Source organism: Sphingomonas sp. JUb134, from assembly GCF_004341505.2.
In the GTDB taxonomy this organism is placed as follows: Bacteria; Pseudomonadota; Alphaproteobacteria; order Sphingomonadales; family Sphingomonadaceae; genus Sphingomonas.
This window is the reverse complement of record NZ_SLYP02000001.1, coordinates 185198-208001: the sequence shown is the minus strand read 5'-3', so window position 1 is coordinate 208001 and position 22804 is coordinate 185198. Positions and strand designations below refer to the sequence as shown.

Here is a 22804-nt window from a genome sequence, read left to right as displayed (position 1 = left end):
TAAAGAAAACGCCCCGAGGAGGATGCTCCCCGAGGCGTTCTTGTTTGCGGAGGTGCTGGAGGGTCAGTCGACCTTCGGCAGCGTCTCGAACTGATGGTAGGGCGGCGGGGACGACAGCGTCCACTCCAGCGTGGTCGCGCCTTCCCCCCAGGGATTGTCGCCGGCGCGGCGGCCGCTTGCCAGCGACACGGCCAGGTTGATCAGGAAGATCACAATGCCGACTGCCATGATCACATAGCCAATCGAGGCGATGTGGTTCCAGTACGCGAACGCGTCCGGATAGTCCGGGATGCGGCGCGGCATGCCGTTGGCGCCCAGGAAGTGCATCGGGAAGAACAGCACGTTCACACCGACGAAGAACACCCAGAAGTGCAGCTTGCCGAGCAGCTCGTTGTACATCTTCCCCGACATCTTCGGGAACCAGTAGTAGAAGCCGGCGAACAACGCGAACACCGCGCCCAGCGACAGCACATAGTGGAAGTGTGCCACGACATAATAGGTGTCGTGCATGTAATCGTCGACGCCGCCGTTCGCGAGAATGACGCCGGTGACGCCGCCCACCGTGAACATGAAGATGAAGCCCAGCGCCCACAGCATCGGGGTGGGGAAGCGCAGGCTGCCGCCCCACATGGTCGCGATCCACGAGAAAATCTTGATGCCGGTCGGCACCGCGATGATCATCGTCGCTGCGGTGAAATACATCTTGGTGTTTACGCTGAGACCGGTCGTGAACATGTGGTGCGCCCACACGATGAAGCCGACGGCGCCGATCGCGACCATGGCATAGGCCATGCCGAGGTAGCCGAACACCGGCTTGCGGCTGAAGGTCGCGACCACATGGCTGATCATGCCGAAGCCCGGCAGGATCATGATGTAGACCTCCGGATGGCCGAAGAACCAGAACAGGTGCTGGTAGAGCACCGGATCGCCGCCGCCGGCCGGGTCGAAGAAGGTGGTGCCGAAATTGCGGTCGGTCAGCAGCATGGTGATCGCCGCGGCCAGCACTGGCAGCGACAAGAGCAGCAGGAAGGCCGTGACCAGCACCGACCAGGCGAACAGCGGCATCTTGTGCAGCGTCATGCCCGGGGCGCGCATGTTGAAGATGGTGGTGATGAAGTTGATCGCGCCCAGGATCGAGCTGGCGCCCGACAGGTGCAGCGACAGGATCGCCATGTCGACCGAGGCCGAGGGCTCGCCATAGGTCGACAGCGGCGCATAGACCGTCCAGCCGGTACCCGCGCCGCCGAAGAAGGGCGAGGCGAGCAGCAGGATGCCCGAGGGCACCAGCAGCCAGAAGGACACGTTGTTCATGCGGGGGAACGCCATGTCCGGTGCCCCGATCATGATCGGCACGAACCAGTTGCCGAACCCGCCGATCATCGCCGGCATCACCATGAAGAACACCATGATCAGCCCGTGGGCGGTGATCATCACGTTCCAGAGGTGGAGCGACTCGTCCAGGCTCTGTTCCGAGCCCGCGAGCCAGGTCGCCCAGCTGCCAAGATGCTGGATGCCGGGCTCCGCCAGCTCCCAGCGCATCAAGCCGGAGATGGCGCCGCCGACCACGCCCATGAAGATCGCGAAGATCAGGTAGAGGGTGCCGATGTCCTTGTGGTTCGTGGACAGGAACCAGCGCGCGAAGAAACCAGGGCGATGGTCCGCATGATGATCATGCGAATCATGGGAGTGCGCCTCGAACGCAGAGGGCTGCAGGGCGGTGTCGGTCATGGCTTACTGATCCACGTTGCCGGCGCCGGCCGGGTTGCCGGTTGCGCCCTGGGTGACGGGAGTGGCGGTTTCGGTCGCGTTGACGGTTGGACCGTCGCCGCCCGTGGGCGGGGTCGCGGTGTCGTCGACATGGTCGGCCGAAGGCTGCGCCGGCGCGGCGGTGGAGGGTTGGGCGGCGCCCGGCATGGTGCCGCCCTTGGCGCGGATCCAGGCGGCGAACTCGGCCGGGGAAACCGCGTCGATGGCGATCGGCATATAGGCGTGGCGCGCGCCGCACAGTTCGGAGCACTGGCCGAAATAGACGCCCGGCTCCTTGATGGTGAAGCTGGTCTCGTTCAACCGGCCGGGGATCGCATCAAGCTTCACCCAGAAGGACGGAATCGCCCAGCTGTGGATCACGTCGTTGGCGGTGGTGATCAGCCGGATCGGCACGCCGACCGGCAGCACGATGCGGTTGTCGGTGGCGAGCAGGCGCGGGCCGTCGGCGTCGGTGCGATAGCGCTGGCCGGGCGCGACCTGGTCGCGCTCCTTGAGCATGTTGGCGGTCACCGAAACGCCGCCGTTGTCCGGATATTCGTAGGTCCAGAACCACTGATTGCCGATCGCCTTCAGCGTCACCGCATTGTCGGGTGCAGGCTTGAACTGATGGGCGAGCAGCCGGATCGAGGGGACGGCGAACACGGCCAGGATCAGCACCGGCACCGCGGTCCACAGGATCTCGATCGTGGTGTTGTGCGAGGTGCGCGACGGATTGGGGTGGGCGGCCGCGCGATAGCGGATCACCACCCAAACCAGCAGCGCGAGCACCAGCAGGACGATGAGCGTGACGACCGGCATCAGCAGGTTGTTGTGGAAGCGGGCCGCCTCCTCGCCATTGGGCGTCACCTGGTTCTGGATGCCGAGCACGCGCGGGCTCGGCTGGCCCTTGTTTTCGGTCGGGCGCAGCTTCGGGCTGCCGTCGGCGTTGAGCGTGGGATCGGCGACGGCTCCGGCCGGCTGGGCCGCACCGGCAGTGGCCGGAGGCGTGACGCTGCCGTCGGGCTGGGCTTCTGCGGATCCGGGAGGCGGCGCTCCCACCTGCGGTGCCGCTGCCTGCGTGCCCGTGCTCGCCGGCACCGCGGGCGTCGTCGCATGGCCGCCCGCTGCCAGCGCCAGACTGGCACCCAGCAAGGCCAGCTTCAGTCCGGAAAGCCCCATTCCAGCCATTCGCATCCCCATCCACCCGTTTTTGTCGCGCGGGCTTGCGCATCCGGAACCCCGAAAAAAGGCCCAGTTGAGGGGTATAGGCAGCGTTTTGCCGTGCCTCAAGCGCGTACCGGCTCTTTTTGCCGCGCCGATTGCCGCGCCGCACGGCTGCGCCTAGAGAGAGCCTCGACCATGACAGACGACGACATCCTGGCGGAATTCCGCGCGGCCGAGGCCCTGCTGGAAGGGCATTTCATTCTCTCCTCCGGGCGCCACAGCGCACGCTATCTCCAGTGCGCGCGGGTGCTGATGGATCCCAGGCGGGGTGCACGGCTGGCGGACGAACTCGTCGCGCGCTTGCCGAGCGACGTGCGCAGCGCGATCGACGCGGTGGTTTCGCCCGCGATGGGCGGGGTCATCGCGGGGCACGAGATGGGGCGTTCGCTGGGCCGCCCGGCGATGTTCCTGGAGCGGCCGACCGGCACGTTCGAACTGCGCCGCGGTTTCCGCCTCGATCCGGGTACGCGCGTGCTGATGATGGAGGACGTCGTCACCACCGGTCTCTCCTCGCGCGAAGCGATCGCGGCGATTCGTGCCGCGGGCGGCCAGGTCGTTGCGGCTGCGGCGCTGGTGGACCGCTCCAACGGCCAGGCGGACCTGGGCGTGCCCTTCTATCCGCTGATCCGGCTCGAGGTCCCGAGCTACGAGGCAGACGCCCTGCCGCCGGAACTAGCGGCGATCCCCGCGATCAAGCCGGGGAGCAGGGCCGCGGCGTGACGGGGCCGATCCGCCTGGGCGTCAACATCGACCATGTCGCGACCGTCCGGAACGCACGCGGCAGCGGCTATCCCGATCCCGTGCGCGCGGCGCTGCTGGCGGCAGAAGTCGGTGCCCAGGGCATCACCGCACACCTGCGGGAGGATCGCCGGCACATCACCGATGCCGACATCGCGCGCCTCTCCGCCGAGCTGCCGGTGCCGCTGAACCTGGAGATGGCGGCGACGGAGGAGATGCTCGGCATTGCGCTGCGCCATCGTCCCCATGCCGCCTGCATCGTGCCCGAGAAGCGCGAGGAGCGCACCACCGAAGGCGGGCTGGATGCGGCCGGCCAGTTTGACTATCTGGCGTCCATGGTGGCGGCGCTGCGGGATGCCGGTATCCGCGTATCGCTGTTCATCGAGCCCGAGGCGGCGCAGATCGACGCCGCGGTCCGGCTGGGGGCGCCGGTGGTCGAGCTCCACACCGGCCGCTATGCGGAGCTGGACGAGGCCGCCCGGGAAGTCGAACTCAAGCGGCTTGCTGACGCCGCGGCGCTGGCCGCCAAGAACGGCATCGAGGTGCACGCCGGCCACGGCCTGACCTTCGACAATGTCGTGCCCATCGCCGCCATTCCTCAGGTCCGCGAACTCAACATCGGACATTTCCTGATCGGCGAGGCGATCTTCGACGGCCTTGCGCCCGTGGTCGCGCGGATGCGCGCGCTGATGGACGCGGCGCGGTGATCGTCGGGCTCGGCTCCGACCTCTGCAACATCGAGCGCATCCAGAATTCGCTCGACCGGTTCGGCGAGCGGTTCATCCAGCGCGTCTTCACCGAGGTCGAGCAGGCCAAGGCCGCGCGCCGGCCGTTCACCCGCGCCGGGACCTTTGCCAAGCGCTTCGCCGCCAAGGAGGCCTTTTCGAAGGCGGTCGGCACCGGCTTCAACCGTGGCGTCTTCATGCGCGACATCGGCGTGGTCAACGCGCCTTCGGGCGCGCCGACGCTGGCGCTTTCGGGCGGAGCCAAGGCGGCGCTCGATGCGTTGATCCCGCCGGGGCACGTCCCCAAGATTCACCTGACGCTCACCGACGACCATCCCTGGGCGCAGGCGTTCGTTATCATCGAGGCGCTGCCCGGCGCCCAGCAGGAAGTCCGATGACCGGAGAGGACCTGGCGCTGCCGTCCGAAACCCACCAGCCGTCCAAAACGACGCGTCGACCCACAGACTGGGGGGCGGAGATCCGCAACCTGCTGGTGCTGGTCCTGGCCGTGCTCGGCTTTCACAGCCTGGTAGCCAAGCCCTTCTACATCCCGTCGGAATCGATGATGCCGGGGCTGCTGGTCGGCGATCGCCTGGTGGTGACCAAATATCCCTATGGCTATTCCTTCGTCACCCCCGCCTTCCACCTGCTGCCCTTTTTCCACGGCCGGCTGTTCGGCAGCCTGCCGGAACGTGGCGACGTCGTGATCGTGACACCACCGGGTACCAAGACCGACTATATCAAGCGCGTGATCGGGCTTCCGGGGGACCGGGTGCAGGTGTCGGGCGGCATGCTCTACCTCAACGGCAAGCCGGTGGAGCGGCATGCGGCCGGCGACCGGATGATCCCGGTCGACGCCAACACCCACTGTCCCGCCGGTCAGTATCCCGATGCGCAGGTGCGCAATGCAGCGGGGGAAGCATTCTGCCGCCTGCCAATCTATCGCGAGACGCTGCCCAACGGGCGATCCTATGACACGATCGACGCGGTACAGGGCTCGATCGGCGACAATTTCGGGCCGATCACGGTGCCTGCCGACCATGTCTTCCTGATGGGGGACAATCGCGACAACAGCGCCGACAGCCGCTTCTCGCTGGCGGACCAGGGGCTGGGCGGTCCCGTGCCTTGGGAAAACATCGGCGGTCGCGCCGAATTCATCACCTTCTCGCTCGACGGGACGACGAGCCTGAATCCGCTGACCTGGTGGTCGTCGCTGCGCAGTGGCCGTGCGGGGACCTCGCTGCATCCGGAACGCGCCCAATGAGCAAGCACGAGGGGGTCGAGGTTGAGCGCGCGCCCGGCCCGAACGAGCTGCGCGATCCGCTGGTGCGGGCGGAGCTGCGCCGCGCCTCGGTCTGGTTCGGCCTGGCGATCGCCGCCGGCCTGGTGGTGCTGCTGATCCAGCCGCTGCTCATCATCTTCGGCGGGCTAGTGTTCGCCGCGATGCTGGACGGCGGCGTGCGGCTGCTCGGGCGCGTGCTGCCGATCGGGCGCGGGCTGCGGCTGATGATCGTGGTGCTGCTGGCCCTCGCCTTCATCCTCGGCACCTTCTACCTCACCGGCGTCCAGATCGCCGCCCAGGCGGAGCAGTTGCGCTCCACCCTGGAGATCCAGGGCAATCGCCTGATCGCCTGGGCCAACGGCATGGGCCTGATGCCTGGGCGATCCGACCTGAGCGGGATCGTCCAGCAGGCGATGGGATCGGTGGGTCGGCTGACCTCCGCGGTCGGCACGGTGTTCGGCGCGTTCACCAGCCTGTTCATGATCATGGTCATCGGGCTGTTCGTCGCGATGGAGCCGCGCATCTACGACCGCGGCCTTCAGTGGATGGTACCGGTCGGCAATCGCGCCGAGTTCGCCGTCACCATCAATCGCATGGCGACAACCATGCGCCGGCTGCTCGCGGGGCGGCTGGCCGGGATGCTGTTCGAAGGCGTGCTCACCTGGCTGCTGCTGTGGATCGCCGGCGTGCCCATGGCGCTGCTGCTGGGCATCATCACGGGCTTGCTCGCCTTCATCCCCAACATCGGCGCGTTCATCAGCGGCGTGCTGATGGTGGCGGTGGGCTTCAGCGCCGGCGTCGACACCGGGCTGTGGGCGATCGTCATCTATTTCGTGGTGCAGACCTTCGACGGCTATGTGCTGCTGCCGATCGTGGCCCGCCGCACGGTGGACCTGCCCCCGGCGCTTACGCTGTCCTCTCAGATCCTGGCATCGACGCTGTTCGGCATCCTGGGCCTGGCGCTCGCCGATCCGATGGTGGCGATGATCAAGGTCGCGCTGGAGCGGGAGTCGGAGCGTGCCGCCAAGGCAGGCATCCGGATGAACGAAGAAGACGAAGCGCAGACACAGGCTTGAGGCGGAAGAGGGGAGGCGACGGATACGCCTCCCCATCCGGTCAGATGCGGGTCGGGTAGATCGGCTGGATGTCGACCGGGATCGCGGCCATGGTGCCGACGACCTTCTGCGCATCGGCATCGAGTTGCTGCCAGCGCGACAGCATCGCCTTGGCACCCGCATAATCGCCATTGCCCTGCACCACGATCATGTCGCGGAGCAGGTCGCGCAGCCCGGCTTCCATCTTGGCGTCGTCGATGCGGAAGCGGCCGGCACCCGCATCCCACGCGAACGCACCCTTGTCGCGCAGGTAGCCGTACTGCATCGCCGCTCCGCGACCATGCGCCTCGGCCGTGCCGAACCGCATCGCCCGGAAGACGCCGGCCAGATAGGTCGAGAACAGCTGCGGCTTCTCCGCGACCGGCAGCTCGCCCTTGTTCATCATGAACAGGATGTTCCACACGCCCATCACGTCGGCCTTGGCCTCTTCCAGGGCCGAGGCCTGTTCCTTCAGCTCCTCGTTCACGCTGGTCTTGCGGCCGTTCAGCGTGATGTTGCCCGGCCCCAGGCTGTGCGACAGCTCATGGAACAGGGTTTCCAGCTGCATGTACTTCTTGGCGACCAGCCCGGCCTGATCCGGCACCAGCACCAGCGGCGCCATGGGGGCGAGGATGCGGTCGTATTTGGCGCCCAGCACGTTGGAGAGGATCACCTTCTTTGCGCCCTTGGCCTCGCGCACCCGCTCGTCGTTGGGCAGGTTGAAGGCGATGGTGCGGCCGCCATGCTCGTTGTCGCCGCCGCCGCGCACTTGCTCGGCGACTGCGATCGGCGACTCGAACCCGCGCGTGAAGTTCTTGTAGCGCGCGTCGACCGGCAGATTCGCTTCCATGTCGCGCAGATAATGCTTGTACTTGTCGAGGGCGGCGGACTCCTCAGGGTCCTTGATCGTCACGAAGCTCTCGAACGCCGCCTTGGCGCCATAGAGGCGGTCGGTGTAGACCTCGTACGGCCCGATTGCGACCTCGATCGGCGTGTCCTTCAGGTCCATCCAGGCGAGCTCCGACTCGAAATAATCGTCGGTGCGGAACGCCTTGGCACGCAGGGTGAGGAAGCGCTTGAGGCTGGGGTTCGTGGTGACGGCCGCCGCCTGCTCGAGCAGCTTGGCCGCCGGCTCCAGCCATTCGGCATATTCCACCGAATAGGGCACCGCCTTCAGCTTGGTGCCGTCGCGCCGCACCACCGTGTAGAGGCTGGTAAGCGCTGCCTTCTCCGCCGGGTGCCGGGCGACATAGGCGTCGAACTCCTCGCGCGTCAGGTCCTCGGGGTAGAAGCCGGCACCTTCCGGCATCGGCTGGTCCCCCCAGAAGGGGCGCAGCTCGGCGAAGTCGTCCCAGGGACCCAGGTTGGCGTCGAACCAGTCGAGGATCAGCGGCTGATCCGCCCGGCGCATGCGCGAAATCACGAGCCGCGTCTCCGGATTGTGGACCGAGCGCTGCCGCAGGTAGATCGGCGTCATCAGGTCGGATGCCTGGATCAGCAGGTTCACCACCTGGCGCTCCTCGGCCGAGAGAAAGCCGGTGTCCGGCGCAATGTCGACCCGCGCGATCTTGGCGCGCTGCGCCTCCACCGAATAGCCGTCGTCCTCGGTCGTGGACGGGATGGGTTTCAACGCGGTCGCGGACTGCGGGGAAACGCTCTGGGCCTGCGTGCAGGCGGTGGTGGCAAGCAGGGCAACGAGAAGCGGAAAACGCATAACAAACAACCTTAGTCGTGGAGTCCAGGAGATCAGCCGGCGAGGCTCTTGCTCACCTGCTCGAGCATGTCCTTGGACAAACCCGGCGAGGCGAGGATTTGCTCCAGCGCGGCCCGCATCGCCTGCTGCCGGGCGGGATCGAAACGGCGCCAGCGGCCGAGCGGCGGCATCATCTTGGCCGCCGTCTGCGGGTTCAGCCGATCGAGCGCGATCAGCTGCTGCGCGAAGAAGCGATAGCCGCGGCCATCGGCTGCGTGGAAGGCGCGCTGGTTGACCCCGAACGCACCCACCAGCGCGCGCGCCCGGTTCGGGTTGGCCAGGGTGAAGTCGCGGTGGCCGGCGAGTTCCTCCACCCGCTCGGGCGTGTCGTCGCGGGTCGACAGCGCCTGGGTCGAGAACCACTTGTCGAGCACCAGCGGATTGTCGCGGTAGCGATTGTAGAAGATGTCGAGTGCTGCGACCCGCTGGTCCCAGGGGCCGTTCACCAGCGTCATCAGCGCGCCCTGGCGGTCCGTCATGTTGTCCGCCTGCTCGAACTGGGCGAAGGCGAGCTCGCCGATGTCGGGCGCGCCCGAGGCGGCGAGATAGCCGAGCGCCACCGTCTTCAGGCGGCGTTTGCCCTTGGCCTCCGGCGAATATTCGAACGCACCGTTCCGCGTGTCCTCATAGGCCTGGCGCCAGTCGCGTTCGAGGGCGCGGCCGATGTCGCGGCGCAGGGCTTCCCGCGCGCGGAAGATTGCGTCCGGGTCCACGATCGGGAGCTGGTCGCCGATGAAATTGTCCGAAGGGAGCAGCACTGCCTCCGCGACAAAGGCGCGGTCGAGCTCCGGGTTGCGCAGCGTCTCGCGCACGGCATCCACCACCGCGCCATGGTCGCCGCGCCCGCTCGCCACCGACGCGACCAACGTGTCGAGCATCAGCTGCTGCATCGCCTCGTAGCGCGCGAAGGGATCGTCGTCGTGGCCTGAGAGGAAGGCCAGGTCCGCAGGCGTCCGGTTCGTGTCCACGATCACCGGTGCGGAAAAGCCGCGGTTGATCGACAGCACCGGCCGCTCGGTGACGGCCTCGAAGCGCAGCGTCGCCTCCGCGTCCGACAGCAACACCAGCTGCTCGTCGCCGAGCGGCCGGCCGGTGTTGCCGCCGAACAGCCGCAGCTTGAGCGGCAGCACCATCGGCAGCTTGTGCGGCTGGCCGGGCGTGGGCGGAACCGCCTGGGCGAGGTGTAGCGTCGCGGTGCCGCCGCCCGGCTCGTGCTCCAGCGTGGCCGTGACCCGCGGTGTCCCGGCCTGCGAATACCAGCGGCGGAATTGCGCGAGGTCCACGCCGTTCGCCTCCTCCATGGAGGCGACGAAGTCCTCGCAGGTGGCGGCCGTGCCGTCGAAGCGGTCGAAGTAGAGATCGGTGCCGGCGCGGAACCGCTGCGGGCCGAGGATGGTGTGGAGCATCCGCACCACTTCCGCGCCCTTGTTGTAGATGGTGGCGGTGTAGAAGTTGGAGATTTCCAGATAGCTGTCTGGGCGGATCGGGTGCGCGAGCGGACCCGCGTCCTCGGGGAACTGGGCCGCGCGCAAGCTCCGCACGTCCTCGATCCGCTTGACCGCCGCCGAGCCCTGGTCGGCGGAGAAGCCCTGGTCGCGGAAGACGGTGAAGCCCTCTTTCAGCGACAGCTGGAACCAGTCGCGGCAGGTGACGCGGTTGCCCGACCAGTTGTGGAAATACTCGTGCGCCACGACGGCAGCGATCGCGTCGTAGTCGTGGTCGGTCGCGGTATCCGGGTCGGCCAGGATGTAGCGCGAGTTGAAGATGTTGAGGCCCTTGTTCTCCATCGCGCCGAAGTTGAAGTCGTCGACGGCGACGATGTTGAACACGTCCAGGTCGTACTCGCGGCCATAGACGCGCTCGTCCCAGGCCATCGACGTCTTGAGCGCGTCGAGCGCATGATCGGTCTTGGCGAGGTCCTTCTCCCGCACCCAGATGGCGAGCTGCACCTCGCGTCCGCTTGCCGTGACGAAGGTGGCGCGGTTGGCGACCAGATCGCCCGCGACCAGCGCGAAGAGGTAGGAGGGCTTGGGGAAGGGATCGTGCCATTCGGCCCAGTGGCAGCCGTCTTCCAGGTCGCCGTGCGCGATCGGGTCGCCGTTGGCGAGCAGCACCGGGAAGCGCGCCTTGTCCGCGGTCATGCGCACCGAATAGCGCGCGAGCACGTCGGGCCGGTCGGGGAAGAAGGTGATGCGGCGGAAGCCCTCCGCCTCGCACTGGGTGCACAGGTTCCCGCCTGAGGCATAGAGCCCCATCAGCTGGGTGTTGCGCTCCGGCGCGATCGCGACCTCCGTCTCCACGACATGGGCCTTGCCGTCGAGGTCGACCACCAGCGCGTCGCCGTCCATGCGCCAGCGGTCGTTGCTGCCGGCCACCCCGTCGATCCCCACCGACAGCGGCTGGAGCCCGTCGCCGTCGAGGCGGAGCGGCCGGTCGTGGTCGCCGTTGCGCGTCACGTGCAGCTTCGCGCGCACCACCGTGCGGGCTGGATCGAGGTCGAAGTCGAGCGCGATCTCCGACACCTGCCAGTCCGGCGCGCGATAGTCGCTGCGCAGGATCGGCGCGGGAGGCTGGTCGGGGGAACGGAGTGCGTCGGCCATCGGAAAACCCTTGCGGAGGCGGTCGGGGCCTGAGTGCGCGCGTGATTGCGTCGCACCGCGGCCCGCTGCATAGCCGACCCATATGCCCTCGACGCCAAGGATTCCAATGCTCCGTACCGTCCTGCCGCTCGTCGCCCTCGTCGCCACCGCTCCGATCGCATCCCCGGTCCTGGCCCAGAAGGCCAAGCCTGCACCGGCCGCGCAGCCCGCCGCCGATGTTGCCCAACGCAATGCCGCGGCGAACGCGCCGCTGCCCGCCGACCAGGCGGCGATGAAGGCGCATGTGCTGTTCCTCGCCTCCGACGCGATGCGCGGGCGCGAGGCGGGTTCGCCGGAATATGACATCGCGGCCAACTATGTGGCGTCGCAATTCTATGCGGCCGGGCTGCGGCCGGCGGGCGACCAGGGCAGCTATCTGCAGAAGGTGCCGCTGCTGAGCTACAAGCCGGCCGACAAGGGCGGGGTGGCGATCGGCGGCGAGCCGCTGGTGTTCGGGGAGGACTATATTCCCGCCGGCAACCCTGCGACGCCGCAGCTGGCGGTGGACGCGCCGGTCGTGTTCGTCGGCTACGGCCTGGTTGCGCCGAGCATCGGTCGCGACGACTATTCGGGCGTGGACGTGAAGGGCAAGATCGTGGCGATCGTGCCGGGAACGCCTGATGGCCTGAATGGCGAGGAGCGCGCCCACTTCGGCAGCCCTGCCACCAAGGCCGCGATCGCCATGTCGAAGGGCGCGGTGGGCATCGTCACGCTGGAGACGCCGGAGGCGGCCAAGCAGCGGCCCTTCGCCAAGCTGGCCGAGAGCTGGAACCAGCCCCGCGTCACCTGGGTGAACCGCAACGGCATCGCCAACGTCCCTGCACCCTCCACGCCGACGCTGGGCATGCTCAGCCAGGCCGCGACCACCAAGCTGTTCGCGGGCGCGTCGACCAGCTGGGAACAGGTCGCGGCCGCGCTGAAGGGCCCCGAGCGGTTCGAGGCGATCCCGCTGCACAAGAACCTGTCGGTGCGGATGACCACCACCAGCACGCCTTTCACCAGCTACAATGTCGCTGGGCTGTTGGTCGGAAGCGATCCCGCAGTGGGGAGCGAGGTGGTCGTGCTGAGCGCGCACCTGGATCACGTCGGTGTCGGCACCGCGGTGAAGGGCGACAGCATCTACAACGGGGCGATGGACAATGCGGTAGGCGTCGCCTCGCTGATCGAGGAGGCGAAACGGTTCCAGGCCTCCGGGCAGCCGCCGCGGCGCAGCGTCCTGTTCCTGGCCGTCACCGCCGAGGAGAAGGGGCTGGTCGGCTCCGACTATTTCGCGAACAATCCCACGATCGCGAAGTCGGCACTGGTCGCCAACGTCAACCTCGACATGCCGATCATCACCTACAAGTTCACCGACGTGATCGCGTTCGGCGCGGACCGTTCGACGCTGGGGCCGATCGTGCGCCGCGCGGCCGCGATGGCGGGTGCGAGCTTCTCGCCCGATCCGATGCCGGAGCAGGGCCTGTTCGTGCGCTCCGACCATTACCGCTTCGTGCAGCAGGGCATCCCCTCGGTCTTCCTGTGGCCGGGTGAGGCTGGCGCGGGCAAGGCTGCGGTCGAGAAGTTCTTTGCCGAGCATTACCACCAGCCCTCCGACGAGGTGGTGCAGGACCCGGGGATCGACTGGGAATCCGGCGTCCGCTTCATCAAGGTGAATTACCAGATCGCCCGCGACATCGCCGATGCGCCCGAACGGCCGGTCTGGAACCGGGGTGACTTCTTCGGGACCCTCTACGGCGGCATCGGGGCGGTCGAGCCCCTCGAAGCGCCGAAGGAAGAGGCGCCCAAGGGACGCGCTAACCTGCGACAATCGGTTACAAAGTAGCGATTGCCAGCCCGCGGAGGCGACGGCTAACAAGGCCCCGTCCTTGCCCAGCGCCTCGGCGGGCGGCCAGCGATGCCCAGAGCGCCAGCTCCGGGTCTGCGTCCGGCTGCTCCGTGCGGGGCCGCCCGTATCCCCGGCGCGTAGCCGCGGCCTCGGCCGTGGCGGCGTGCAACGACCAGGCTTTCGCTATGCACCCGGCTTTTCCTCGCGCGACCCTTCCCATGTTTGCGGCGGCTCTGCTGCTTGTCGGCTGCTCGCATGAGGAAGAGCAGGAAAAGGGTGGAGGACGCGGCGGCGCACGCGGGCCGGCGCAGGTCGGCTTCGTGGTGGTCCAGCCGACCAGCGTCGCACAGACCGTCGAGCTGAACGCGCGCGTCACCGCCTATGAGCAGTCGGAGGTGCGGCCCCAGGTCGCGGGCGTGATCCGCCGCCGGTTCTTCACCGAAGGTTCCATCGTGCGGCGCGGGCAGACGCTCTACGAGATCGATCCCCGCATCTACAGCGCCGCCGTGTCGGAAGCGCAGGCGAACCTCCAGAGTGCCCGTGCCAACGCCGAGGCGACCCGGGTGAATGCGGAGCGGCTGCGCCCGCTGGCGCGGATGGAAGCGGTCTCGCAGCAGGAATATACCAACGCCGCCGCAGCGGCGCGCCAGGCCCAGGCTTCGGTCGCCCAGACGCAGGCGCAGCTGGAAACGGCGCGGATCAACCTGCGCTTCACCAGCGTCCCGGCTCCGATCACCGGGCGCATCGGCCGTTCGCTTGCGACCGTCGGCGCCCTTGTGACGGCCAACCAGGCGGACCCGCTTGCGGTGATCCAGCGTCTCGATCCCATCTTTGTCGACATCCAGCAGTCGAGCGCAGAGCTGCTCGCGCTGCGGCGTTCGCTGTCGCGCGACGGCGTCGCTCCGGGGCGTGCCACGGTGCGGCTCAAGCTGGAGGACGGCAGCGACTATGAACAGACCGGCACGGTCGAGTTCGCGGAATCGCTGGTCGATCCCAGCACCGGCACGGTGACGCTGCGCGCCCGCTTCCCCAATCCGAACGGCTTGCTGCTGCCGGGGATGTTCGCACGCGCGGTGTTCGCCCAGTCGATCAACAGCCGGGCCTTCCTCGTGCCGCAGCCCGCCATCAGCCGCAGCCCGGCCGGCGAGGCGACGCTGTTCGTGGTGGGGCCCAACAATACCGCCGTTCAGCGCAAGGTGGTCACCAGCCTGACCCAGGGGACCAACTGGGTGGTGACCCAGGGGCTGCAGCCCGGCGACAAGGTGATCGTGCAGGGGACCGGCAACTTGCGTCCCAACGCCCAGATCCGCCCGGTTCCCGCGGACAGCCCGCAACGTGTCGCTCCGCCGCAGGGGAATCCCTCCGGCCAGGGCAAGCAGGGCAGCCAGTCGGGCGCAGCCACCTCCGCCAAGGGGGGCTGAGCCAGCATGTCCCGGATCTTCATCGATCGCCCGATCTTCGCCTGGGTGATCGCGATCATCACCATGCTTGCGGGCATCGGCGCGATCTTCAGCCTGCCGATCGCGCAGTATCCCGACGTCGCACCGCCCCAGGTCAACATCCGCGCGACCTACCCGGGCGCAAATGCCCAGACGATCCAGAACAGCGTCACCCAGATCATCGAGCAGCAGCTGACCGGCATCGACGGGCTGCTCTATTTCAGCTCGCAGTCCAGCTCGCGCGGGCAGGTGACGATCAGCGCGACCTTCGCCAAGGGCACCGATCCCGACATCGCGCAGGTGCAGGTCCAGAACCAGGTCCAGCAAGCGCTGTCGCGCCTGCCCCAGCAGGTGCAGCAGCAGGGGCTGCGCGTCACCAAGTCGAACCCCGACTTCCTGATGATCGTCGGCGTCTATGACGAGACCGACCGCAGCACCAACGGCGACGTTTCCGACTATCTCGAATCCAACCTCGTCGAGCCGCTCGGCCGCATCGAGGGCGTGGGCGAAACCAACGTCTTCGGCTCGCAATATGCCATGCGCATCTGGCTCGATCCGGCGAAGCTCGCGAGCTACAGCCTGATCCCCGGCGACGTCATCACCGCCATTCAGAACCAGAACACCGAGGTGGCCGCGGGCGAACTGGGCGGGCAGCCGCAGCCGAACACCCAGCTGCTGAACGCAACCGTGACCGCGCAGGCGCGTCTCCAGACCCCCGAGCAGTTCCGCGCCATCATCCTGAAGACTCAGAGCAGCGGTGCGAGCGTCCGGCTTGGCGACGTCGCCCGCGTCGAACTGGGGCAGGAGAACTACAGCTCGCTCAGCCGCGTGAACGCGCATCCCGGCGCCGGCGTCGCCATCTCGCTGGCGCCAGGGGCGGACGCGCTCAAGACCGCCCGGCTGGTGAAGGCGGAAGTGGCGCGCCGCGCCAAGGACTTCCCGCAGGGCTACACCTACGACTACGCCAACGACACCACCGCCTTCATCCAGCTGTCGATCAAGGAAGTGATCAAGACGCTGATCGAAGCGGTGATCCTGGTCGTCATCGTCATGTTCGTGTTCCTGCAAAGCTGGCGTGCGACGCTGATCCCGACGATCGCGGTGCCGGTCGTGCTGCTGGGCACCTTTGCGGTCTTCTATCTCGCGGGCTTCTCGATCAACACGCTGACCCTGTTCGGGCTGGTGCTGGCGATCGGTCTGCTGGTCGACGACGCGATCGTGGTGGTCGAGAACGTCGAGCGTCTGCTCGAAGAGAATCCCGACATGACGCCGCGCGAGGCGACCATCGAGTCGATGAAGGAGATCCAGGTCGCGCTGATCGCCATCGGCATCGTCCTTTCCGCGGTGTTCCTGCCGATGGCCTTCTTTGGCGGGTCGACCGGCGTGATCTATCGCCAGTTCTCGGTGACGATCGTGGCGGCCATGGTGCTGTCGGTGCTGGTGGCGCTAATTCTCTCGCCCGCGCTCACCGCGACGCTGCTCAAGCAGAACCCGCGCGACGAGAATGGCGAGCATCTGCGCGACAGCCGGTTCGCCCGCCGCTTCCCGGGCGTCGTCCGCCTGGCGGATCGCGCCCGCCATGGCTTCAACCATGGCTTCGAACGGATGGTCGCGCGCTACGAAGGCGGCGTGCAGCGGGTCATCAACCGCAAGTGGCTGTTCCTGCTGATCTATGCAGGCGTTCTCGCGCTGCTGGTGCTGCTGTTCCTGCGGCTGCCGACGAGCTTCCTGCCGACCGAGGACCAGGGCGCGGCGCTGGTACGCTACCAGTTGCCGGCCGGGGCGACGCGCGGGCGTACGGAGGCGGTGCAGCGGGCGGTCGAGGACTACCTGCTCAAGCACGAAGGCAAGAACGTTCGCACCATCCTGACGGTCAGCGGCGGCGGCAGCGGAGCGGCCGGCCAGAACACCGGCCAGGGCTTCATGAACTTCGTCGACTGGTCGGAGCGCGAGGGCAAGGAAAACAGCGCCGACGCAATCGTCGCCCGTGCCGGTGCCGCCTTCCGCGGCTTGCGCGACGCGCAGGTCTATGCGCTGATCCCGCCGGCGATCCGGGGTCTCGGTCAATCGAGCGGCTTCACCATGGAGTTGCAGAACACCAGCGGCATGTCCGCCGAGGCGTTCGCAGAAGCGCGCGACAAGCTGCTCGCGGCCGCAACCGCCGATCCGAAGCTGACGGGCGTGCGTCTGACCGAACTGCCCGACGTCGCGACGCTGCAGGTCGATCTCGACCAGACCAAGCTTTCCGCGCTGGGTCTCTCGCAAAGCGACGTCAACGCCACCCTGTCGACCGCATGGGGTGGCCGCTACGTCAACGACTTCATCGATCGTGGCCGCGTGAAGCGGGTGTACGTCCAGGGGGATGCGCCCTACCGCGCGGCGCCCTCCGATCTCGACCAGTGGTTCGTCCGCACCGGGGACGGCTCGATGGCGCCCTTCTCCTCCTTCGCGCAGACCTCCTGGGGCGTGGCACCGACGACGCTGTCGCGCTTCCAGGGCCTGCCGTCCTACGAGTTCCAGGGCGATGCCACACCGGGCACCAGCTCGGGCGAGGCGATGGAGCGGATCGCGGCGCTTGCGGCCGAGATCCCGGGTGTCGGCGTTGCCTGGGCCGGGCTGTCGTTTCAGGAGCGGCTGTCCTCCGGCCAGGCGCCGCTGCTCTACGGCCTGTCGCTGCTGGTCGTCTTCCTGTGCCTCGCTGCGCTTTATGAAAGCTGGTCGATCCCGATCGCGGTTCTGCTGGTGATCCCGCTCGGCCTGATCGGCGCCGTGTTCTTCGTGACGCTGCGCGGGCTGGAGAACGACGTGTATCTCCAGATCGGCCTGCTCACGACCATGGGGCTGGCGGCCAAGAACGCGATCCTGATGATCGAGTTCGCCGAGCAGGCGGAGCGCAAGGGCGCGCGCGTGATCGACGCCGCGCTGGAGGCGGCGCGCATCCGTCTGCGTCCGATCCTGATGACCAGCCTTGCCTTCATCTTCGGCGTGCTGCCGCTGGCGCTGTCCACGGGCGCCGGTGCCAACAGCCGCATCGCGATCGGCACGTCGGTGATCGGCGGCATGGTGACGGCCACGATCCTCGCCATCTTCTACATCCCGCTGTTCTTCGTGCTGGTGCGCCGCGGCGTGCGCGACGGTCTTGCCAAGCTCCGCGGCAGGCCGACCGGTCACCAGCCCAAGGACCTGCCGAAGGAGGAACCCGCGGCATGAACGCCCGGCTGACCGCGCTCTTGCCGCTGCTGCTGGCAGGCTGTTCGATGGCCCCGGAGGACGTACGTCCGCCGTCGCCGGTGCCCGCGTCCTGGCCGGTGGGCGATGCCTATCTGCGCCAGAGCGAGGCGAGCCTGCCGGTGGTGAGCTATCGCGACGTGTTCGTGGACCCGCGTCTCCAGACGCTGATCGGTCAGGCGCTGGTCAACAACCGCGACCTGCGCATCGCCGCTGCGAACATCGTGGCGGCACGTGCGCAGTACCGCATCCAGCGTTCGGAGCTGTTCCCGCAAGTCGATGCCTCGGCGAGCTACACCCGGTCGCGCAGCGCGGGGCAATCGTCCGGCAGCGGCACCGACGATGAAAGCTCGGGGGACCAAGGCGGAAGCGGGGCGAGGACGAGCGACCGCTTCGGCGCGGACCTGGGCGTCACCTCGTTCGAGCTCGACCTGTTCGGCCGGATCCGCTCGCTCACGCGCGCGCAGCAGAACCAGTATTTCGCAACCGAAGCGGCGGCACGCGCGACGCGGCTGACGCTCGTCGCGGACATTGCGGATGCCTGGCTCGTCTATGCCGCCGACACGAGCCTGCTGCGCATCGCCGAGCAGACGGCCACCAGTGCGGAGCGTAGCGTGACGCTCACCCGAGCACGGCTCCGGGGCGGGGTCGCGCCCCGCACCGATCTGCGCCAGGCCGAACAGATCCTCACCGCCGCCCAGGCGGACGTGGCGGAGCAGCGCACCCAGCTGGCGCAGGACGTGAATGCGCTGCAACTGCTGATCGGTGCGCCGTTCGACCGCGCCCTGTTGCCGGAGACCATCGAGCAGGCGGCGCCTGCCGTCCGGGCGCTTCCCGCAGGCGTCGACTCCGGCGTGCTGCTGCGCCGGCCCGATGTGGTGCAGGCGGAGTACCAGCTGCGCGCGGCCAATGCCGAGATCGGCGCTGCCCGTGCCGCGCTGTTCCCGCGCATCTCGCTGACGGCGGTGCTGGGGCTCGCCAGCAATGCGCTGGGTTCGTTGTTCGACAACGGCGCCTTCACCTATTCGGCGGGGCCCTCGGTCGCCTACCCGATCTTCCAGGCCGGGGCCGCCCGCGCGAACGTCCGGCTGACCGAGGCGCAGCGCGAGGGCCTGCTCGCGGAATATGAGCGGACCATCCAGGTCGCGTTCCGCGAAGTGTCTGACGCCCTTGCCCGGCAGGGGACGATCGGCGAGCAGCTGCGCGCCACCGAGGCGCAGACCGCGGCCGCCGAGGACACCTTCACCCTGACCGAGGCGCGCTATCGTGGAGGGATCGACACCTTCCTCGCGAGCCTTGACGCGCAGCGATCGCTCTACCAGTCGCAGCGCACCCTGGTGCAGACCCGGCTGGTGGCCGCGAGCAACCGCGTCACCCTCTACCGCACCCTCGGGGGCGACACGCTGCTGGAGGCGACGGAGCAGGGGCCGATCCCGGCCACGCCCGCCGACTGAACGGAACCCTCGCCGCCGGCACTGGTTCGGAAAGGAGAGATTCCGAGGAGACGGACCATGAGCGACAAGCAACCGATGCAGGCAGCCGGCAAGGGCGTGGCAGAGGGCAAGGACGGCGTCGACCAGGAGCGGGTGAACGGCCGCAATGCCGGCGGCGAGAGCGGCGGCGGCGCCTATCCCAACCCCCACACGGGGAAGGAAGAGAAGCAGAGCGGCTTCCTGGGCCATGGCGGCCAGACGGATATCGACTATCGCGGTCCGGGCCAAGGCAGCGAAGGCGAGGGCAAGACTGGCGCCAACGCCAATGCCGGGACGGGGTCGAACACGGACTGAGGCCGCGCTTCGGCGGCCGGAGCGGTCAGCCGGCATCGGCATCCACTTGAAGACCGAGCCGATACTTCCCCGTTTGTCTCGAGTAGGGATCGAGCTTGTCGAGAACCCGTATCGAGAGATGCCCCGCAACCGGCCTCTCGATACGCGGTCTCGACGGGCTCCAAGGCTAGCCGAGACAAATGGAAGAGGGGAAAGGGAGTGCCTGACCTATCCCCGTACGATCGGATGCCGCTCGCGCAGGTCGTCGGCGACCCGCTCCACCGCCTCGACCGCGGCGGCGTTGCCCGACGGGTGGATCGACCAGTTGCAGTGCGCGTGCGTGTCCAGGCTGTGGACGGTGACCTGGCCGATCACCAGCCGCCAGTGCCGGCGCGTGCCGCCCGCATCCCGCACCAGGGTCGTGACGAACAGGTCCAGCAGGTCGGCAGCGGTCATCCCAGCGCTCATAGCCGCAGGTAGCGGAAGTACCAGACCTCGTGCCCCTGGCGCCGCGCCTTGCGCTCATAGCGCGTCTCCGGCCAGTCGGCCGGGCGGGTGAGAAAGTCCTGCGCCGTCTCGGCAGCCCAAGCGAAGTCGCGGCGCCCGCGCATCACCATCATCGACCAGCGGCAATAGGTCGGGTCGTCGGTGCCGAGGCGAAACTCGCCGCCCGGCTTCAGCTTGGCGGCGATCATGTCGAGCGGACCGTCGTTGACCATGCGGCGCTTGGCATGGCGTGCCTTACGCCAGGGATCCGGGTGGAGGAGGTAGACGCGCTCGAGGCTGGCGTCGGGCAGCCGCTCCAGCGCCTCCAGCGCGTCGCCCATGTGCAGCCGGACGTTCTCCAGCTCCGCGTCGCGGATGTGGTTGAGCGCCCCGACGACGCCGTTCAGGAACGGCTCGCAGCCGATGAAGCCATGATCCGGCCGCATCGCCGCTTGGCCTGCGAGGTGCTCGCCGCCGCCGAAGCCGATCTCGAACTCCAGCGGACGTATGTCGCCGAACAGCGTCTGCGCATCCAGCGGGCCTTCGTCGGGGATGCTGACGACGGGGAGCAGGTCTTCCACCAGCGCGGCCTGGCCCTGGCGCAGCTTGTGTCCCTGGCGGCGGCCGTAGAGGCGGCGGATCGAGGTCGGATCGGTCATGGCGCGGGGCTGTAGCCGCCCGCCGCGCTGGCTCCAAGCGCCGATGGAGCCTGCCATGCTCCCAGGGGTTGTTCGTGCGCACCCATGGAAGGCGACGAATGAGCAAGGGCAGGACGGGCAAGGCGCTGGCGCACGAGTTGGAGCGCGTCGACATCAAGGCAGGGCACGCCGCTGCCGAATGGCACGACCACGTCGTGGTGCGTGCGCTGAAGCTGGTGCGCGAGCTTGCCGACCAGCCGCCGCTGATCGCGCTGTCGATCGGCACGGCAGCAGTCGGTGCGGCACGGGGCGATCGCCGCCTCGCACGCACGGGCGCGCGCATGCTAGCCAGCCATCTCGCGGCCACGGCGATCAAGGCCGCGATCAAGCGCAGGGTCGATCGCGCACGGCCGCGGTTGTTCAGCAGCGACCATGATCACCGGCTCACACGGGGCGACCGCAACGAGGGGCCGCACAATTCCTTCCCCTCAGGCCACACGGCGGGGGCGATGGCGGTAAGCCGCGCGATCCTGCGGGAATATCCAGGCGCTAGCGGTCCCGCCTATGCAGCGGCGGTGGCGACCGGCGCGCTCCAACTGCCGACCGGCTCGCACTTTCCGATCGACGTCCTCGCAGGAGCAGCGATCGGCGTCGGTTCGGAAGCGCTGGTCGCGCGGATCTTCCCCGACGCGGCGCCCGAGCGGGTGCCGTCGGCGTGAAGACGTAGATGTAGGAAAATGGCGCGCCCGGAACGATTCGAACGTCCGACCCTCAGATTCGTAGTCTGATGCTCTATCCAGCTGAGCTACGGGCGCTTGGGAGGCGGTCCCCTATCCGCCCCCGGACTCGGGCGCAAGTCTTTCGAGGCGGGGCGGCCACATTTTTTGCCAGCGGGAATGCAGCGGAACGGGAGAACGGGGTTTTCGGGAGCTCCGGTGTTTGGCGGAAGCGTCGCCAAAAGCCGCAATCTTCCCCACAGTGGCACTGCCGGGCGATGATTGCCGCCTTTGCCGAGAGGAAAGGCCGTTCCCGGCGGCCCCGGGGCGGGCCTATTTCGCGGAGGGATTGCCCAGGGCTCCGCGACTGATGTCGATGTCCCGCTTTTTGCCGTGAGTAACGACGCGCGAGCTGACCGAGCCCCTGACGACCTGCTTCAACACGTGCGATGGGGAAGGAAGCCGATCCTGTGCCTGGAAATAGGCGGTGGTGCCGAGATCGACGAAGGCAACGTTCCAGCTAGGTGCCGCGGGCTTGCCCTCCAAGGGCAGGCTGTTGGCTGGGCTCGGATCGACAAGCACGCCGCGCCCGGCATCGGACAGAGCGATCAGATAGCGGTCGGTTGCAGAATCCGGCCGATAGACGGTGCCTTCCTTCAGGGCCGTCGTGTCTCGGCACCAGGAAACGGAGCGGGTGGAGGGGGCATCCTCCATCGAGGAGGTCCTCGCGGCTGCGCCGACGAGGGCCGTCATCAACATCGCCTTGAAATCGGCAGGCACGGGCCGGGACTTGCCGGACGCTGCCAGCGGCGTGGAACAGTCGGTAATCGGAACGGCTGGGGGTGCCGTGGGAACGGTGCCTGGCCATTCGAGCTCGGCAAGCGCCGTGCGCATCGCCGTGGCGAGGCTCGCGGCTTCCATAGTCTTGGATGAGTAGCGCAGTTTCACCAGCCAGGCGCCGAACGGGAGGATGGCGACGCCGGTGCTCCGATACGGACCCTTGTTGAGCGTGTAGGTGGCGATCAGGCCGCTTGCCGTCTGCTGGCCCGGGGGCACGAAGCTAGGCGCGCCCACCGCTGCGACGGGCTTGCCGTAGACGTCCGACCGGTTCTCGACTGCCCAGCGCGCGCGATCGAACCACACCGGTAGCGCACCGCTTGCCTGGCGGTAGACGTAAAGGCTCAGCAACTCGGCGCGGTCGGAGCTCTCGTAGCTGGCCGAGACGTCGAGCAGATCTTCGCCGATCGCGATCGCCTTAATGCGGGGCGCGCCTGCCAGGGTGGCCGGCAAGCGAAGCCCGCTGAGCTTGTGCTTGTAGGGTTTGCCGGCAGAGACCTTGAGGTCTGTGGCCTGCTGGGCTGCGGCAGGCGTGCCCGATATCATTGCAGCCGCGGCGAATGCCAGCGTGGCCGCCAAAACGCGTTTCATCGTCCCTCTCCCCCTGGTGCCGGCAAAGCTGCCACCGCTGGGGGAAGGGCACAAGCTAAGACGGGGCAGCCCTGCGC

The 22804-nt window shown here is 68.1% G+C and carries 18 protein-coding genes and 1 tRNA gene; 11 read left to right on the top strand and 8 right to left on the bottom strand.

Annotated elements, in window-relative coordinates:
* Nucleotides 1-63: 63 nt before the first annotated feature.
* Nucleotides 64-1728 carry a cytochrome c oxidase subunit I gene (gene ctaD, locus EDF69_RS00920; RefSeq protein WP_132883329.1) on the bottom strand — a complete coding sequence of 555 codons (1665 nt, stop codon included), beginning with the start codon at nucleotides 1726-1728 and terminating at the stop codon, nucleotides 64-66.
* Between the two features lie 3 nt (nucleotides 1729-1731).
* A complete protein-coding gene (coxB, locus tag EDF69_RS00915) occupies nucleotides 1732-2940 on the bottom strand; it encodes a cytochrome c oxidase subunit II (RefSeq protein ID WP_239555213.1) in 1209 nt (402 codons plus the stop codon).
* 165 nt (nucleotides 2941-3105) lie between these two features.
* On the opposite strand from coxB, the gene pyrE reads away from it, so the two are divergent.
* From pyrE to EDF69_RS00890, 5 genes are read left to right on the top strand one after another with little or no spacing between them, the layout of a single operon-like run.
* Entirely contained in the window at nucleotides 3106-3690 is a 585-nt protein-coding gene (gene pyrE / locus EDF69_RS00910) for an orotate phosphoribosyltransferase (RefSeq protein WP_125959325.1), read from the top strand.
* Nucleotides 3687-4415 carry a pyridoxine 5'-phosphate synthase gene (locus EDF69_RS00905; RefSeq protein ID WP_132883328.1) on the top strand — a complete coding sequence of 243 codons (729 nt, stop codon included), beginning with the start codon at nucleotides 3687-3689 and terminating at the stop codon, nucleotides 4413-4415. The genes pyrE and EDF69_RS00905 overlap by 4 nt, the downstream gene beginning before the upstream one ends.
* The gene (gene acpS / locus EDF69_RS00900) at nucleotides 4412-4831 is read left to right on the top strand and encodes a holo-ACP synthase (RefSeq protein ID WP_132883327.1); all 420 of its coding nucleotides are present in this window, start codon (nucleotides 4412-4414) and stop codon (nucleotides 4829-4831) included. The genes EDF69_RS00905 and acpS overlap by 4 nt, the downstream gene beginning before the upstream one ends.
* Nucleotides 4828-5697: a signal peptidase I gene (lepB, locus tag EDF69_RS00895; protein WP_125959322.1), complete on the top strand. Its 870-nt coding sequence runs from the start codon at nucleotides 4828-4830 to the stop codon at nucleotides 5695-5697. Before acpS ends, lepB begins: the two co-directional genes overlap by 4 nt.
* On the top strand, nucleotides 5694-6791 hold the full coding sequence (locus EDF69_RS00890; RefSeq protein WP_132883326.1) for an AI-2E family transporter: 1098 nt from the start codon (nucleotides 5694-5696) through the stop codon (nucleotides 6789-6791). The genes lepB and EDF69_RS00890 overlap by 4 nt, the downstream gene beginning before the upstream one ends.
* A 40-nt stretch (nucleotides 6792-6831) precedes the next feature.
* On the opposite strand, the gene EDF69_RS00885 is transcribed toward EDF69_RS00890, so the two are convergent.
* Together EDF69_RS00885 and pepN are read right to left on the bottom strand one after the other, a co-directional pair.
* The gene (locus EDF69_RS00885; protein WP_132883325.1) at nucleotides 6832-8523 is read right to left on the bottom strand and encodes a dipeptidyl-peptidase 3 family protein; all 1692 of its coding nucleotides are present in this window, start codon (nucleotides 8521-8523) and stop codon (nucleotides 6832-6834) included.
* Between the two features lie 32 nt (nucleotides 8524-8555).
* Nucleotides 8556-11162 (bottom strand): aminopeptidase N, encoded by a 2607-nt coding sequence (pepN, locus tag EDF69_RS00880; protein WP_132883324.1) that lies wholly within the window; start codon nucleotides 11160-11162, stop codon nucleotides 8556-8558.
* A 106-nt stretch (nucleotides 11163-11268) separates the two neighbouring features.
* Here pepN and EDF69_RS00875 point away from each other — a divergent pair, with 106 nt between their 5' ends.
* From EDF69_RS00875 to EDF69_RS00855, 5 genes are all read left to right on the top strand, one after another.
* On the top strand, nucleotides 11269-13023 hold the full coding sequence (locus EDF69_RS00875) for a M28 family metallopeptidase (protein WP_132883323.1): 1755 nt from the start codon (nucleotides 11269-11271) through the stop codon (nucleotides 13021-13023).
* Between the two features lie 221 nt (nucleotides 13024-13244).
* Nucleotides 13245-14447 (top strand): efflux RND transporter periplasmic adaptor subunit, encoded by a 1203-nt coding sequence (locus EDF69_RS00870; RefSeq protein ID WP_239555210.1) that lies wholly within the window; start codon nucleotides 13245-13247, stop codon nucleotides 14445-14447.
* A gap of 6 nt (nucleotides 14448-14453) precedes the next feature.
* The gene (locus EDF69_RS00865) at nucleotides 14454-17675 is read left to right on the top strand and encodes an efflux RND transporter permease subunit (protein WP_132883321.1); all 3222 of its coding nucleotides are present in this window, start codon (nucleotides 14454-14456) and stop codon (nucleotides 17673-17675) included.
* Nucleotides 17672-19147, top strand: a complete 1476-nt coding sequence (locus EDF69_RS00860) for an efflux transporter outer membrane subunit (RefSeq protein ID WP_132883320.1) — start codon at nucleotides 17672-17674, stop codon at nucleotides 19145-19147. Before EDF69_RS00865 ends, EDF69_RS00860 begins: the two co-directional genes overlap by 4 nt.
* A 57-nt stretch (nucleotides 19148-19204) precedes the next feature.
* Nucleotides 19205-19480 carry a hypothetical protein gene (locus EDF69_RS00855; protein ID WP_204991283.1) on the top strand — a complete coding sequence of 92 codons (276 nt, stop codon included), beginning with the start codon at nucleotides 19205-19207 and terminating at the stop codon, nucleotides 19478-19480.
* Nucleotides 19481-19687: 207 nt separating this feature from the next.
* Here the strand turns inward: EDF69_RS00855 and EDF69_RS00850 are convergent, their stop codons facing one another.
* Entirely contained in the window at nucleotides 19688-19915 is a 228-nt protein-coding gene (locus EDF69_RS00850) for a hypothetical protein (protein ID WP_125959314.1), read from the bottom strand.
* Between the two features lie 8 nt (nucleotides 19916-19923).
* Complete coding sequence (gene trmB, locus EDF69_RS00845) at nucleotides 19924-20604, bottom strand: tRNA (guanosine(46)-N7)-methyltransferase TrmB (RefSeq protein ID WP_132883319.1); 681 nt, start codon at nucleotides 20602-20604, stop codon at nucleotides 19924-19926.
* Between the two features lie 98 nt (nucleotides 20605-20702).
* Here trmB and EDF69_RS00840 point away from each other — a divergent pair, with 98 nt between their 5' ends.
* Entirely contained in the window at nucleotides 20703-21302 is a 600-nt protein-coding gene (locus EDF69_RS00840) for a phosphatase PAP2 family protein (RefSeq protein ID WP_132883318.1), read from the top strand.
* 19 nt (nucleotides 21303-21321) lie between these two features.
* On the opposite strand, the gene EDF69_RS00835 is transcribed toward EDF69_RS00840, so the two are convergent.
* Nucleotides 21322-21398: transfer RNA gene (locus EDF69_RS00835), tRNA-Arg, on the bottom strand.
* Between the two features lie 234 nt (nucleotides 21399-21632).
* Complete coding sequence (locus EDF69_RS00830; RefSeq protein ID WP_132883317.1) at nucleotides 21633-22727, bottom strand: hypothetical protein; 1095 nt, start codon at nucleotides 22725-22727, stop codon at nucleotides 21633-21635.
* Nucleotides 22728-22804: the final 77 nt, after the last annotated feature.

Bases quoted from the DNA above. Each gene is read 5' to 3' on its own strand.
- ctaD (WP_132883329.1), bottom strand. From the start codon at position 1,728: ATGACCGACACCGCCCTGCAGCCCTCTGCGTTCGAGGCGCACTCCCAT.
- coxB (WP_239555213.1), bottom strand. From the start codon at position 2,940: ATGCGAATGGCTGGAATGGGGCTTTCCGGACTGAAGCTGGCCTTGCTG.
- pyrE (WP_125959325.1), top strand. From the start codon at position 3,106: ATGACAGACGACGACATCCTGGCGGAATTCCGCGCGGCCGAGGCCCTG.
- lepB (WP_125959322.1), top strand. From the start codon at position 4,828: ATGACCGGAGAGGACCTGGCGCTGCCGTCCGAAACCCACCAGCCGTCC.
- EDF69_RS00890 (WP_132883326.1), top strand. From the start codon at position 5,694: ATGAGCAAGCACGAGGGGGTCGAGGTTGAGCGCGCGCCCGGCCCGAAC.
- EDF69_RS00885 (WP_132883325.1), bottom strand. From the start codon at position 8,523: ATGCGTTTTCCGCTTCTCGTTGCCCTGCTTGCCACCACCGCCTGCACG.
- pepN (WP_132883324.1), bottom strand. From the start codon at position 11,162: ATGGCCGACGCACTCCGTTCCCCCGACCAGCCTCCCGCGCCGATCCTG.
- EDF69_RS00875 (WP_132883323.1), top strand. From the start codon at position 11,269: ATGCTCCGTACCGTCCTGCCGCTCGTCGCCCTCGTCGCCACCGCTCCG.
- EDF69_RS00870 (WP_239555210.1), top strand. From the start codon at position 13,245: ATGTTTGCGGCGGCTCTGCTGCTTGTCGGCTGCTCGCATGAGGAAGAG.
- EDF69_RS00865 (WP_132883321.1), top strand. From the start codon at position 14,454: ATGTCCCGGATCTTCATCGATCGCCCGATCTTCGCCTGGGTGATCGCG.
- EDF69_RS00860 (WP_132883320.1), top strand. From the start codon at position 17,672: ATGAACGCCCGGCTGACCGCGCTCTTGCCGCTGCTGCTGGCAGGCTGT.
- EDF69_RS00855 (WP_204991283.1), top strand. From the start codon at position 19,205: ATGAGCGACAAGCAACCGATGCAGGCAGCCGGCAAGGGCGTGGCAGAG.
- EDF69_RS00850 (WP_125959314.1), bottom strand. From the start codon at position 19,915: ATGACCGCTGCCGACCTGCTGGACCTGTTCGTCACGACCCTGGTGCGG.
- trmB (WP_132883319.1), bottom strand. From the start codon at position 20,604: ATGACCGATCCGACCTCGATCCGCCGCCTCTACGGCCGCCGCCAGGGA.
- EDF69_RS00840 (WP_132883318.1), top strand. From the start codon at position 20,703: ATGAGCAAGGGCAGGACGGGCAAGGCGCTGGCGCACGAGTTGGAGCGC.
- EDF69_RS00830 (WP_132883317.1), bottom strand. From the start codon at position 22,727: ATGAAACGCGTTTTGGCGGCCACGCTGGCATTCGCCGCGGCTGCAATG.